The sequence below is a fragment of the Rhodococcus sp. WY5 genome (assembly GCF_018588185.1).
In the GTDB taxonomy this organism is placed as follows: domain Bacteria; phylum Actinomycetota; class Actinomycetes; order Mycobacteriales; family Mycobacteriaceae; genus Rhodococcus_F; species Rhodococcus_F qingshengii.
The window spans coordinates 3,219,362-3,232,396 of the sequence record NZ_JAAMPR010000001.1; the positions used below are offsets into that span (position 1 = coordinate 3,219,362).

General features: G+C 62.0%; 11 protein-coding genes and 1 riboswitch. Of the genes, 7 read left to right on the forward strand and 4 right to left on the reverse strand.

All coding sequences use genetic code 11. From position 1 onward, the window contains the following. Positions 1-292 precede the first annotated feature (292 nt). The 3 genes from G4D79_RS15085 to G4D79_RS15095 all read left to right on the forward strand — a co-directional run bounded on the left by G4D79_RS15085 (position 293) and on the right by G4D79_RS15095 (position 4,107). Positions 293-1,198, forward strand: coding sequence for a phosphodiesterase (locus tag G4D79_RS15085; RefSeq protein ID WP_003940661.1), 906 nt, complete (start codon positions 293-295; stop codon positions 1,196-1,198). Between the two features lie 78 nt (positions 1,199-1,276). Further along, positions 1,277-1,390: riboswitch (SAM riboswitch) on the forward strand. Next, a complete protein-coding gene (locus G4D79_RS15090; RefSeq protein ID WP_180279642.1) occupies positions 1,373-2,719 on the forward strand; it encodes an LLM class flavin-dependent oxidoreductase in 1,347 nt (448 codons plus the stop codon). (Overlaps the previous riboswitch by 18 nt.) Positions 2,720-2,739: 20 nt before the next feature. Beyond that, positions 2,740-4,107, forward strand: coding sequence for an NtaA/DmoA family FMN-dependent monooxygenase (locus G4D79_RS15095; protein ID WP_003940653.1), 1,368 nt, complete (start codon positions 2,740-2,742; stop codon positions 4,105-4,107). A gap of 51 nt (positions 4,108-4,158) precedes the next feature. On the opposite strand, the gene G4D79_RS15100 is transcribed toward G4D79_RS15095, so the two are convergent. After that, positions 4,159-5,652, reverse strand: a complete 1,494-nt coding sequence (locus G4D79_RS15100; RefSeq protein WP_180279645.1) for a stealth family protein — start codon at positions 5,650-5,652, stop codon at positions 4,159-4,161. Positions 5,653-5,932: 280 nt separating this feature from the next. Here G4D79_RS15100 and G4D79_RS15105 point away from each other — a divergent pair, with 280 nt between their 5' ends. Beyond that, positions 5,933-6,166, forward strand: coding sequence for a hypothetical protein (locus G4D79_RS15105; RefSeq protein ID WP_007729258.1), 234 nt, complete (start codon positions 5,933-5,935; stop codon positions 6,164-6,166). Positions 6,167-6,169: 3 nt separating this feature from the next. Here G4D79_RS15105 and G4D79_RS15110 read toward each other — a convergent pair whose 3' ends face one another. After that, positions 6,170-6,718: a nuclear transport factor 2 family protein gene (locus G4D79_RS15110; RefSeq protein WP_232319012.1), complete on the reverse strand. Its 549-nt coding sequence runs from the start codon at positions 6,716-6,718 to the stop codon at positions 6,170-6,172. A gap of 111 nt (positions 6,719-6,829) precedes the next feature. Here G4D79_RS15110 and G4D79_RS15115 point away from each other — a divergent pair, with 111 nt between their 5' ends. Further along, positions 6,830-7,804, forward strand: coding sequence for a TauD/TfdA family dioxygenase (locus tag G4D79_RS15115; RefSeq protein WP_003940665.1), 975 nt, complete (start codon positions 6,830-6,832; stop codon positions 7,802-7,804). On the opposite strand, the gene G4D79_RS15120 is transcribed toward G4D79_RS15115, so the two are convergent. Together G4D79_RS15120 and G4D79_RS15125 are read right to left on the reverse strand one after the other, a co-directional pair. After that, positions 7,805-8,647, reverse strand: a complete 843-nt coding sequence (locus tag G4D79_RS15120) for a hypothetical protein (protein ID WP_099698348.1) — start codon at positions 8,645-8,647, stop codon at positions 7,805-7,807. It lies immediately after the preceding gene. Positions 8,648-8,678: 31 nt separating this feature from the next. Next, positions 8,679-10,472 carry an alanine racemase gene (locus tag G4D79_RS15125; RefSeq protein ID WP_099698349.1) on the reverse strand — a complete coding sequence of 598 codons (1,794 nt, stop codon included), beginning with the start codon at positions 10,470-10,472 and terminating at the stop codon, positions 8,679-8,681. Positions 10,473-10,632: 160 nt separating this feature from the next. Between G4D79_RS15125 and G4D79_RS15130 the strand changes: the two genes are divergently transcribed. Further along, positions 10,633-12,078: an amino acid permease gene (locus tag G4D79_RS15130; protein WP_007729264.1), complete on the forward strand. Its 1,446-nt coding sequence runs from the start codon at positions 10,633-10,635 to the stop codon at positions 12,076-12,078. Beyond that, the gene (locus G4D79_RS15135) at positions 12,075-12,995 is read left to right on the forward strand and encodes a universal stress protein (RefSeq protein WP_099698350.1); all 921 of its coding nucleotides are present in this window, start codon (positions 12,075-12,077) and stop codon (positions 12,993-12,995) included. Before G4D79_RS15130 ends, G4D79_RS15135 begins: the two co-directional genes overlap by 4 nt. Positions 12,996-13,035 lie beyond the last annotated feature (40 nt).

Consider the following 13,035-nt stretch of genomic DNA (forward strand, 5'->3'; position numbering starts at 1 on the left):
GAGGCCGGGCAGATTCGAAGAAATGTTTCCTGGTACGCGTCAGGTCAGAGCGAGCGCGTACACATTGCGCTCGCCTGCAGGCGAAGGTCGACGTAACGCCGACTGGTCAGGAACAACACTGTCCACACACTACTCGCAGCTTCAACTACTCGATCCCGAGGGTCGCCGCGGGAGTTCGCTTCGTGTTCGTCGGGCGTGCCCCGATCAGTCACTGTTGGTCGGTTGACTAGTCTCGACGATCAGTAGGTGCCGCACCGGCGCCTACGCGTCGGCAAGCGGAAGCGAGAGACCGATGAGCGTTCGGAATGCCGAGTACCCGCGTCCGAAGCATTTCCTGGTGCACCTCAGTGACACGCATCTGGTGGCTCAGGGGGAGTTGTACGACGCCGTGGATGCGTCGACGAGATTGCGGGAAGTGCTCAGCGGGATCGTGGCCTCGGGCGCACGCCCGGATGCACTGATATTCACCGGCGACCTGACCGACCAGGGACACCCCGACGCATACGCGGAATTGAAAGCCATCGTGGAACCTGTGGCGGCCGAGATCGATGCGCAGGTCGTCTGGGCGATGGGCAACCACGACGACCGCCCTACGTTCAGATCTCTGCTGTTGGGCGAGGACGCCACCGAACATCCCGTCGACAACGTCTACGATCTTGACGGACTGCGGGTGATCACCCTGGATTCGTCGGTTCCCGGTCACCACTACGGTGAGATCTCGGATCGTCAATTGGATTGGCTACGCGCAGAATTGGCGGTGCCGGCGCCCGACGGAACAATTCTGGCGCTGCATCATCCGCCGGTTCCGTGCATTCAGGATCTCGCGGTTCTGGTGGAGTTGCGCGATCAGTCCCGGTTGGCGGACGTCTTGCGTGGCAGCGACGTCCGGGCGATTCTTGCTGGGCATCTGCACTATTCGACGACGGCGACGTTCGCCGGCATTCCGGTTTCCGTGGCGTCGTCGACGTGTTACACCCAGGACTTGAACGTGGAAGTCGGTGGTCAGCGTGGTCGTGACGGTGCTCAGGGGTGCAATCTGGTGCACGTGTACGACGAGACAATTGTTCATTCGGTCGTTCCACTCGGTGCGCACGTGACGGTCGGTGAGCCCGTCGATGCGGCCGAGGGTGCCCGGAGACTCAGTGCTGCCGGCATTCGAATCCTCGAGAGCGAAAAGGCGGCACGCTCGATCATCTGAGGTGGCAGGCGGTTTCCGGCACCCACGCGCAGTTCCGGGTGATTGCCGGGCGGTCGCGTACTCACTACCGTCGAGGTAGGTGCAGAGCTCCAGCAACAAGGACCGGCTAGCTGGACGGCAACCCTTCATGCCGATGGGGTGCCCCGGAATCACACCTGGCGATACGCGCGGTGCGTGTCGCAAGCGGCAGTCGCCACGAGAACCGTCAGTCGGGTGCTGACGGTTTCTGCGGTCGGCACTGTGCGCTCCCGAGTAGTTCTCGAACAGGAGTATGCGCCGATGACCTCCACCCCTTCTTCTCATCTTGCTCCGTTGCATCTCGCCGTAGCGCTGGACGGTGCCGGTTGGCACCCAGCGGCCTGGCGAGAGCCGCACTCGCGCCCGAGTGAGCTGTTCAGCGCGTCGTATTGGACTGACGTGGTGACGACCGCCGAGCGTGGTCTGCTCGATTTCGTCACCATCGAGGACAGTCTCTCGGTGCCGGCCAACCCACTCGAGCCTGTCGACGACGCGGTTGACCGGGTGCGCGCTCGGCTCGACGCACATCTCGTGGCCGCCCGACTGGCACCGATCACGAGCAACATCGGCTTGATCCCGACCATCACCACCATTCACACCGAGCCGTTCCACGTGTCCAAAGCCGTTGCCACGCTGGACTACACCTCGCGCGGTCGCGCCGGATGGCAGGTGAAGGTTTCGGCGTCGGAACCCGAGGCAGCACAGTTCGGGCGTCGCGACATCCCAGCGCTCACCGATGCCGACCGTCAGTCGATCGTTTCAGGCGTCCTCCCGGACTTCGTGCGCGCGCTGTTCGACGAAGCTGCGGAGGCAGCCGACGTCGTCCGGAGACTTTGGGACAGTTGGGAGGACGACGCCGAGATCCGTGATGTGGAGCAGCGCCGATTCATCGACCGGGACAAGCTGCACTACATCGACTTCGAGGGAAAGTACCTCTCGGTCCGTGGTCCGTCGGTGACTCCGCGCCCGCCGCAGGGGCATCCCGTCGTCACCGCATTGGCACATCAGCGGGTCGCGTACGAACTGGCGGCGCGGACGGCCGATCTGGTGTTCGTGACGCCGTTCGACGACGAGCAGGTCACGGCAATCCTGGGTGAAGTGCGAGCAGCCGAAGAACACGTGCAGCGCACCGGCGAACCGCTTCGGGTCTTCACCGACATCGTCGTATTCTTCGATGCTCCGGAAGAAACCGGAAAGGAACGGCTCGCTCGCCTCGACGCGCAGGCCGGCGCCGAATACCGTTCGGACGCGCTGACCTTCACCGGCACCGCGGCTGAGTTGGCAGATCTTCTGCTCCGGTGGCAGCAGTTGGGAATCGACGGCTTCCGGTTGCGGCCGGGCGTCGTCGTGGACGACCTCGACGCGATCGCAGGTGAGCTGGTACCTGAATTGCAGCGACGCAGCGTATTCCGCACCGAGTATCCGCAGACGAATCTTCGCGGACTGCTTGGCCTACCCATCGACGTTCCCAACCGCTACGCCGCCGGTACTCCGGCCTCCTGACAGACGAGGAATACATTTTCATGAGTTCTCAGAAGCGTAAGCAGGTCATCCTGGGTGCCTACCTCGGCGGCGTCAACCATCACACTGCATGGTGGGATCCGCAGGCGGGCAGCCAGATCGAGTTCGATTCCTTCGAACACACCGCTCGAACCGCCGAGCGTGGGAAGTTCGACTTCTTCTTCCTCGCCGAAGGCCTTGCCCTTCGTGAGCGTGCAGGACAGATTTTCGATCAGGACATCATCGGTAGGCCGGACACCTTCACCGTGCTCGCATCGTTGGCAGCAGTGACCGAACACCTCGGTTTGGCAGGCACCATCAACGCCACGTTCAACGAGCCTTACGAGCTGGCAAGACAATTCGCGACGCTCGATCAGTTGTCCGGAGGACGTGCCGCCTGGAACGTCGTCACCTCGTTCGACGCATTCACCGGCCAGAACTTTCGTCGCGGCGGATACCTGGATCGTGCGCAACGATACGAGCGTGCGGAGGAGACCGTAGCGCTGGTGCGTCAACTCTGGGATTCGTGGCGAAGCGACGACATCGTGGCCGACAAGGCATCAGGGCGCTTTCTCGCGCGACCGGATGCCGGTGAATTTGCTTTCCATGGATCACATTTCGACGTGAACGGCCGATTCACGGTGCCGCGTAGCCCGCAAGGGCGCCCGGTTATTCTGCAGGCCGGGGTGTCGCCGCAGGGGCGCGATTTTGCTGCTGGTAATGCCGACGCGATCTTCTCACCGTATGGTCAATTGCCCGAGGCAGCCGACTTCTATCGTGACATCAAGGCTCGTGCCGTTGCGGCCGGACGCGACCCGGGTGACATCAAGATCTTGCCGTCGGCGAGTTTTGTTCTCGGCACGTCCGAGGCGGACGCAATCGAGAAGTATCGAGAGATTCGCGACCAGCAGGTCACCGGCCAGACCGCTTTGGTTCTGCTCGAACAGATCTGGAATCTCGATCTGTCGAAGTACGACCCCGAAGGGCCCCTACCCGATATCGCACCAGACCCCGAGGCTCCGCCGATCATCCAGGGGCGCGCCTTCATTCACCAGGATCGTTTCGCGACCGTGGCAAAATTGCGCGCGGTCGCCGAGAGCAAGAAGTTGAATCTGCGCGAAGTGGTGATCGATCAGTTCGAGCGTGGACCGATCGTGGGTACACCGCAGCAGGTTGCCGAGAAAATAGATTCGTTTGTCAGCAACGACGGTTCGGACGGATTCATCCTCGGGTCGCACCTCGTGCCGACCGGCCTCGACGAGTTCGTCGACGACGTGGTGCCGCTGTTGCAGGATCGAGGTGTCCTCCGCAGTGACTACGAAGGAACGACGTTGCGTGACAATCTCGGACTGCCCATTCCGGTGCAACGGGAGCATGTGACAGCACGCTGATCGACCGAAGTAGCAAGGGCCCAGCCGAAATCGGCTGGGCCCTTGTTTCGTCTAGGCTTCCCAGGGCGCCGGGATGGGGTAGTAGCTCTCCAGGAACTCCGTGATCTTGCGTGTGCGAAGTTCCAGATCGATCTCCGGAGCGCTGCCGTCGTTGAGGCAGAAGAAGTCCATGGAGCGCTTGGCGAGCAGTGAGTCCATGTCGCGCAAACCGGCCTTGACCGTCGTGTCGACGTATTTGACGGCCGCGGACTTCTGCACCACCGACCGTCCACTCATGAGCGTGTAGTAGTGGTACAGCGAATTGGTCACCGAGATATTGGAACTCGCGCGGAAGGTGCTTGCTGCAGTGGCCGCGAAGTCTTCGGCGAACTCGCGTTCCATCTCGGCCATCACGCTCTTGCGTAGTGGCGTCGCTGCGTGCTCCAGATGTCTGGTGGTCATCAGACCGAAGCGGTCCTGCAGCAGACGGCGGTTGACGCGGGCCGCATTCTCGAACCCGCTGCGGTCGTTGTCGTTGTGTCCCAATCCGATTCTGGTGTCGGCCTCGATGAACATGCTGATCCCACCGGGGGAGAAGAACATGTCAGGGCCGACGGGGCGACCGAAGAACATGTCGTCATTGGAGTAGAGGAAATGCTCTGCCAGACCCGGAATATGGTGCAGCTGGCACTCGACAGCTTGAGAATTGTGGGTGGGCAACACACTTGGATCGGCGAAGAACTTTTCGCTGGGCATGAACGTGACTCGCGGATCGTCGGCAAGCCAGTCCGGACGATCGGAATCGGTTGCGACGAAGATCCGCCGGATCCACGGCGCGTACATGTGGATAGATCTAAGTGCGTATTTGAGCTCGTCGATCTGACGGAAGCGCGCTTCTGATTCGTCGCCCTCGCCGACGATGTAGTTCTGCATGCGCTTGGCGCGCTGAGCCTGAAACTCTTTGGAAGAACCGTCGACCCAGGAAAAGACAAGATCGATATCGAAGCTGATATCGGAGGCATGATCGGCGAACATGTTCTCGATGGTCGGCCAGATCCGGCCGAATCGCTCGACGGTTCCTCGGACCGCTTCTTCGGGGAGGACGGTTCGTCGTGTCAGTGAGTTCTCGACGGGTAGGACGATTTCTTCGTCGGAAATCGACCACAATTCGATTTGAACGCCGATGTTCGCGCCGTAGTTCATACCGCTTGCGACGTGAACCCTCGGACGGAACAAGCGGAAGATCCGTGACTTGTTGGTTTTCGACAGGGCACCGTCCGCGACAAGGAGCGCTGGACTCTTCTTCGCGTCGACGGTTTTGGAATAGAAGGGTGCGTTTGCGCATCCCTCGACAAGTGCCCGCCGCAGGTTCTTGCGTTCCGTCCAGCTGACCGCGATGACCGGGCGCTCGTCGTTTCCGCGGACGAGTAGATACTCGATTCCTGCGGCGTCGAGGATGTCGCGGATGAAGAGGAGATCTTCGACCATCGCTTCGAGCGGCGTGGTGGTCGTGATCGCGAGGGCAAAACGATTCTTGAATCGGACGGTCTCGGGTAGCTCGCCCATCCGTGCGCGTGACGCGGCCGACGCCGGCTCCACAGGATTGGGGCTGTCCTGCTCCGGGGGTACGAAGTAGATGTCGTGCGGAGCGGGAGATTCTGTAATGGGATGCCTTCCGATTCTGATCCAGCTGTGTATCTGTCGCCCCCGACGCTGCGAGAGCGTGGTGGCGACGAGCTCAGTCTATGCCGTCGGCGCCGAAAGTCGGACATGAGTGACGGGGATGGGTAGCGCGGGGCGAGTCGGGTACCCCGAGGACCGAAGCGAGAGTGAAGGAGGAGAACCGATGCGTGTGAAAGCGATGGTCGGAACAGGCGCGATGGCGGTTGCGCTGGCCGCCGGCCCAGTTGCGACAGCGTCTGCGGAGCGAACCGAGGCAGCGGGGTCGGAGGGTTCACCGGAGATGCTGACCTGCGAGGTTGTCTTCGATGCACTCGAAGACATGAGCCCGGAATGGACGGAAGAGGGGATCGATCAGGTCGAAGACTGGTGTGAGGCGATCACCGGCGAAGAAGACTGACCGTCAGCCGCGCGAGATCACTCGTCGCGACAGTCGCCACCGCCCGTCTTCGAGTTCGAACTCGTCCGCGTAGCTCCCGACGCCGCTGAGTTCGGGCGACGTGGCTGTGTCGACGTAGAACGTCCACACCGCATCCGCGCGGGCTGTCGTTTCCGAGGTCACGTCCACGGCGATCGCCGTGGTGATGTGGCGTGTGAATGTGCCCGGGCCTTGTATGCCGGCGGCTCGACGCTCGACTACTCCAGCAGCAATTTCTTCGCGGCCACGTCGTACCTGTGCGGGGATACCGCGATCGGGGTTGGCCGGCATGTTCCATTCGGCCTCGCGGGTGAACTGCTCCACGTAATCCTCGACCGAGCCGGTATCGGCAAGATGCGCGATGCGAGCGAGCGTTGAACGAATCTGTTCGGCAGGGCCCTCGGGTTGCATGCTGTCCTCCGTAGACGTGGGTGCGGCAGATCGCACGCTACAGCTCATGACGACAACGACGACGGCCTCGTCCCAGTGAGCGGCAGTATTCTCCGGCGAGGGAGCGGTGAACTTTGAGATCACCTCGAGTTCAACCGTATTCGAGCCCGCAGCGTAAATGATTGAGTGTTCACAGTAGGCGGTGCCATGACGACTGCCGCGCCCGTAGGCTTGACCGACTCACAGGAGATCGCCATGTCCGTCACCGAACTCGAACGTGTCACCCAGACCCCGGAGCAGATCTACGCTGCCGGCGGAATCACCGTCCACAAAGTAGGCGAGCTGATCGGCGCCCGCATCGACGGCGTCCATCTCTCCGGGGACTTGTCCGAAGAGACCGCTTACGCGATCAACTATGCGCTGGCAGCGCACAAGGTTGTGTTCTTCCGTGGGCAGCATCATCTCGACGACACGTCGCAGTACGAATTCGCCGGAACCCTCGGCACCCAGACCACCCCGCATCCGACGGTGAAGTCCAGGGGCGACAAGCTGTTGGTGCTCGACCGAGCCGCCAACAGTTGGCACACGGACGTGACGTTCGTCGACCGCATCCCGAAAGCCTCGATTCTGCGAGCGACGACCATTCCCGAGTACGGCGGAGCGACCACGTGGGCGTCGACCACCGCCGCGTACGACCAACTGCCGTCTTCACTCAAGGTCTTGGTCGAGAATTTGCGGGCCGTTCACACCAATGCCTACGACTATGCCGAGGTTGTCGATCAGGCGAACCCGGTAGACGCGCAGCGCCAGGCCTACTACGCCGAATTCACCCGTGAGATCTACGAGACCGAACACCCGGTGGTGCGTATCCATCCGGCGACGGGGGAGAAGACCCTCCTGCTCGGTCACTTCTTCAAGGAGTTCGTCGGGCTCAAGCCGTCGGAGTCGGTAGCTCTTTACCAGATCCTGCAGGCACGAATCATCAAGTTGGAAAACACTGTTCGATGGAACTGGTCGGCCGGCGACCTGGCGATCTGGGACAACCAGGCGACTCAGCATTACGGTATCGCCGACTACGGGACTCAGGCGCGCAGTGTGCACCGAGTGACATTGGCCGGCGACGTCCCCGTCGACGTCCACGGCGAGCAGAGTCGAATCCTCCAGGGTGACGCCGCGGAGTATTCGATCATCGCGGACATCGATCGGCTTCCCGGCTTCGCCGCGAACTGATCAGTCGTGCTGCGGGTGATCCGGCGGGAACATCTGTCCCCATGAGTGACTGCACGCTCGGCACGTCCATTCCGGGGTGTCCGGTCCCACGTCGCAGCCAGTTGCGGCGAGCCACGGTAGGTGATCGAACGGATGGACCGGCATCCCCGGGGCACACTGAGCGGTTCTGTGTGCACCGCAGAGTGGGCACGACGGATTCTTCGCCAGCATGTAGTCGATGAAGTCGGTGTGCCCAGACGTGGCCATCCTTCCGGCGCACTTGCGGCACAGGACGGCTGGGTAGTCGTCACCAGGTTCAGCCTGCCTGAAGATCCGTGATGCGGAATGAAAGTGAAGGCGATCGCTGCTGTTGAACTTTCGCAACGGCATCGGTGAGCTGCAACCTGTGCAGTTGCCCCGCTCGTTCATCAACGTTCGGGCGTGGGCAGCTGTGGACGTCGGATCCAGCGTGTCGATGTCGCCGAAGTAGTGCGCATAGTGTGACTGGCCGGCCGTGAGAATCCGGTCGGCCAGTGCGTCGTCGACCGGCCCAGGATCCGTGGGAAACGTGATGGACCATCGTTGTTCGAGTTCTGGAACGGTGGGCAAACCGTGGAGTTCGTACGGGCGTTCATCGACTTCCATCCGCGACGTGCCGTCGAAGGGCGCAGCCACGGTCTCGATGCAGAGCACCGCGCGAGGAGTGGTGTCGAGAACCGTGACCAGCAGGTCACCGGTGGCCATCATTCCGCGCATGATCCAGGGATCGACACGGGCTCGGGGTTCGAGAAACGCGACCACAGCATCGATCCATGGCGTGCCGAGTGCGATGAATACGTGCTGACCGGGGCTCCGCATGATCATCGAACGATTCTCGCAAGGGCTGCCGACAACGTCAGGCTTTGACCACCTTGCGCCCGAGCAGCGATGCAACCAGTCCGTCGACGAAGGTCGCCTGACGGCCGAGAGGATCGGAATCCGCTGCCGCGACGCTGCCGATCGAAATCGATCTCGTCAGGCCGGTCTCGCTGATGAATTCGGCGGCGAGGTGAGCCTCTCGGAACGTGAGGCCGCCCAGATGTGTCGTGTCGTCGACTCCGAGAACACGTCCGTCGATGATGTCCATGTCGAAGTGGACGTGGACGCCGTTCACACCCTGTCCCGCCGCGGCGAGAACGCGAGGCATCAAGGCCGCCATGCCATGGCGATCGATCTCGTCGATCGTCACCAGCAATACCCCGTACTCGTCGAGTGCGCGCTTGTGATCGACCGTGGCGTTCTTGACGCCAACCAAGACGGTGTTCTCCAAACTGGGGCCGTGCAGATCCGCTGCCGACGACAGCAGTTGTTCGATATCGCCGTGGGAGGCGAAAATGATTGCACCCAAATCGGTTCCGGGTTCGGTGGCGATCGGAATTCTGGTGTTCTGCCAGGCCTCGGTAGTGAGCCACAGCGGCAGCGTTGTGAGATCCGCGGCGGCGTTCTCGGCTTGAATGCAGCTGAAACCGATTCCGGACATGTCTTCGCGTAGGCCGTGATCGAGGAGATGGCTTGCCAGCCCGGTAGTTTCGAGGTCGATCAATTCGACGGTCGCATTGGCATCGATCGGTTCGGTGCCCAGGACGTAGCGCTTTTCGACGTAGGGCGATGTCATCGCCATCAAGAGCGCGCCGTAATCGATCGTGAAGTCGACGGTGCCACCCAGTCGGTATTCGTCGCCTGTTTCTCCGGCGTCGACGAGGAGGTGATCGCTACTGGCGCTGATCACCTTCAGACGCGGATCGATCGGGGTCAAGCCTTCCGGCGAGATGTCTTCGCGGCCGATGGACAAGATCAGGCGTCGGCTCGGCCTGTCCTCGTTGTCGAAGACGGGGCGTCGGCCGAATGCGTCTTCCCCTGAGACTCCATACGGCCGCGACGGCTTGACCTTGGCCTCGATGATGTCCGCGGTGAGAGTGAAGGCATCGTTGTTCAGCAGTTCGTACAGTCCGGGGGGAGTAGGTGATTCGGCCAGCACGATGCTGGCGCCCAAACGCAGATGGTTGATCCCATCGGGCATCGTGCCCGTCTCGAGTAGTGGCAGCGAGAACGTATTGCCGCCGGAAACGATCGGCAGTTCGATCGAGAACCGCTTCGTGATTTCGTCGGCTAGGTAGACCAGATTCGACAAGTTGTCGACGGTCGGTTGGATGCCGCCGACGCACGCGAGGTTCGCGCCGATTCCGATCAGTCTGATGCCCTCGATGGGAAGGATTTCAGCGACTACGTCCAACGCCTCCGCCGGCAGGATTCCTTCGCGGAGATCTCCGAGGTCGATCATCAGCACGATGTCGTGGACGACTCCTCGCGTTTGTGCTGCTCTGCCCAGAGCAGCAATCGTCGTCAACTCGGAGTTGAGGCTGATGTCCGCGTAGCGGATCGTGTCGTCGATCTCGTTGAGCGACGGTGCGCGGATCAGCATCAGGGGAACGGTGATGCCGTCGCGGCGAATGCGGGCCAGGTTGTCCAGGCGGGAGTCGGCGATCTGTGCGACGCCGCCGCGGACCATTGCTCGGGCCACCTTGGGGGAGCCACATGTAGATTTGCTGACGCCCGCCACCGCAATACCCTTGGCATTGGACGCTTCGACGAGGACGCGCGCATTCTGTTCGATACGACGCAGGTCGACGGTGATGGTCGGTCCGGTCATGATCTCCCCGTTTTCTCCGAAGGCGGTTCACGATCCGGGCATTCCAGACCGGACGGTTGGCGTGAGCTGGGCAACTTTGCTCCAACTGTTGTGTCGCAGGACACTTACGTGCAGTATGAGGATACAACAGTTTCCTACCAGGCACTCTAGAGGAGCGTCGATGGCTACTCTCGTCAAACACGTACTTCGGCGCAAGCCGGCTTTGCAGATAGACCAGGAGACCGGCGCAGATACCAACGGCGGCGAGCTGACCCGCAGTATCGGTTTGGCGCAGTTGTCCATGTTCGGCATCGGCGCCACGATCGGCACCGGTATCTTCTTCGTCCTCTCGCAGGCAGTCCCGGTTGCGGGTCCGGCAGTCATCATCTCCTTCGTTGTTGCCGGTGTCGTCGCGGGACTCACAGCGATTTGTTACGCGGAGTTGGCCGGAGCTGTCCCGGCGTCGGGCTCGTCGTATTCCTACGCTTACGCGACGCTCGGAGAGCTTCCGGCCATGGCCGTCGGCGCGTGTCTGCTTCTCGAGTACGGAGTCTCGGCCGCGGCGGTGTCCGTCGGATGGTCGCAATATTTGAACCAGCTACTGGGCAACCTCTTCGGGTTCCAGATCCCCGACGCGTTGTCACAAGCGCCGGAGCAGGGCGGCATCATCAATCTGCCCGCAGTGATCCTGGTGTGCCTGTGCGGTGTTCTGCTCATCCGCGGCGCCAGTGAATCGGCCAAGGCCAACGCCATCATGGTCTCGATCAAACTCGCAATTCTGTTGCTCTTCATCGTGGTCGGCATCGCCGGATGGAACAGCAATCACTTCGCCGACTTCGCACCGTTCGGATTCAGTGGCGTCATGTCCGCCGCCGGAATCATCTTCTTCTCGTACATCGGCCTCGACGCTGTGTCCACCGCCGGCGAAGAAGTGAAGAACCCTCGTCGCAATCTCCCTCTCGCGATCCTCATTGCGCTCGTGTCTGTCACCGCGATCTACATCGCTGTTGTCGCCGTCGCGATCGGTGCACAGGATTCCGCATCGTTCGAAGGTCAGGAAGCCGGACTGTCCGCCATCCTCGAACAGGTGACCGGATCTACCTGGCCGGGAACACTTCTGGCCGCCGGTGCGGTGATCTCGATCTGCAGCGTCACGCTCGTGGTCATCTACGGTCAGACCCGGATCCTGTTCGCGATGTCACGCGACGGCATGATTCCGTCGATCTTCCACAAGGTGAACCCGCGGACTCTGACGCCGGTGCCCAACACCATCATCGTCTGCGTCGTCATCAGCATTCTGGCCGGTTTCATTCCGATCAACTTCCTCGCCGAAATGACCAGCATCGGAACTCTGGTGGCCTTCCTCGTGGTCTCGGTCGGGGTCATCATCCTGCGGCGCAGTGACCCGGACCTGCCGCGCAGCTTCAAAGTTCCCGGCTATCCGGTGACGCCGATCCTCTCGATCCTGGGCTGCCTGTGGATCATCAAGGACCTCCGAACCGTCACGATCTACGTATTCCTCGTCTGGGTGACCGTCGCGATCATCTGGTACTTCGCCTACGGTATGAAGCACTCGCGCCTCGGGGCGAAGAACCGCGCCGAACTGGGATCGGAGTCCGAGTCATGACGTTGCTCGCGGGATACGCACCCGACGGTGACAGCTCCGGAACCGTCCATCTGGCAACGCTGTTGGCGCGCTCGTCCGGTGAACCGCTGGTGATCTGCGCGGTGATTCCCTCGCCGCCACCGCCCGGGATGGCGCGTGTCGACGCCGAATACCACCAGCAATTGCGAGCCGAAGCCGAAGCGGCACTGGCGAAAGCGCGGGCCGACATGCCCTCCGACGTCGACGTAACCTATGTCGTGCATGAGGCTCAGTCGACGTCGAGTGGCCTGCTCGATCTCGTTCACGAGCACGAAGCCAAGATGATCGTCCTGGATTCGTCTACGGCCGGGGTGTTCGGTCACGTGGCTCTCGGCAGTGTCACCTCACGCTTGCTGCACAGCTCCGACGTTCCGGTCGCCCTGGCGCCGAGGGGATTTCGAACCAAGCCCGGTGAGGTGGTCCGCCGCGTCACCGCCGCATATTCAGGCACACCCGATCAAGACGATCTGGTGCTCGCGGCCGCGACGGTGGCTGCGCGTGTCGATGCCGGACTCAGACTGGCGGCGTTTGCAGTTCGTGCGAACGCGCAGTATACGACAACGCTCGGGACCGAGGGGGATTCGCCGATCATCTCCGAGTGGGCAGAGGTGGTCGAGCGCGAGACCAACGCTGCCTTTGAGCGCGTGCGTGCACTGCCCGAAATACCCGACGTGATGGAATCGGTTATCAGCCATGGTCGTAACTGGGCCGAGGCGCTCGAGGGCGTCGAGTGGGACCGAGGTGACGTTCTGACTGTCGGCTCGAGCAAGGCAGGTCCACTGGCGCGGGTGTTCCTCGGCAGTCGGGCGGCGAAGATCGTGCGGTACTCGCCGGTCCCGGTGGTGGTGGTACCGCGATCGGCGTCGACCCGAATAGTCGATGAGGCCGAAGCGGAATAAAGAGCAGGGCCGACGAGCGGAGTGCTTGTCGGCCCTGATC

Excerpts from the sequence above, each read along its gene's own strand:
- G4D79_RS15085 (WP_003940661.1), top strand. The coding sequence starts at position 293 with ATGAGCGTTCGGAATGCCGAGTACCCGCGTCCGAAGCATTTCCTGGTG.
- G4D79_RS15135 (WP_099698350.1), top strand. The coding sequence starts at position 12,075 with ATGACGTTGCTCGCGGGATACGCACCCGACGGTGACAGCTCCGGAACC.
- G4D79_RS15130 (WP_007729264.1), top strand. The coding sequence starts at position 10,633 with ATGGCTACTCTCGTCAAACACGTACTTCGGCGCAAGCCGGCTTTGCAG.
- G4D79_RS15105 (WP_007729258.1), top strand. The coding sequence starts at position 5,933 with ATGCGTGTGAAAGCGATGGTCGGAACAGGCGCGATGGCGGTTGCGCTG.
- G4D79_RS15115 (WP_003940665.1), top strand. The coding sequence starts at position 6,830 with ATGTCCGTCACCGAACTCGAACGTGTCACCCAGACCCCGGAGCAGATC.
- G4D79_RS15100 (WP_180279645.1), bottom strand. The coding sequence starts at position 5,652 with ATGGGCGAGCTACCCGAGACCGTCCGATTCAAGAATCGTTTTGCCCTC.
- G4D79_RS15095 (WP_003940653.1), top strand. The coding sequence starts at position 2,740 with ATGAGTTCTCAGAAGCGTAAGCAGGTCATCCTGGGTGCCTACCTCGGC.
- G4D79_RS15120 (WP_099698348.1), bottom strand. The coding sequence starts at position 8,647 with ATGATCATGCGGAGCCCCGGTCAGCACGTATTCATCGCACTCGGCACG.
- G4D79_RS15125 (WP_099698349.1), bottom strand. The coding sequence starts at position 10,472 with ATGACCGGACCGACCATCACCGTCGACCTGCGTCGTATCGAACAGAAT.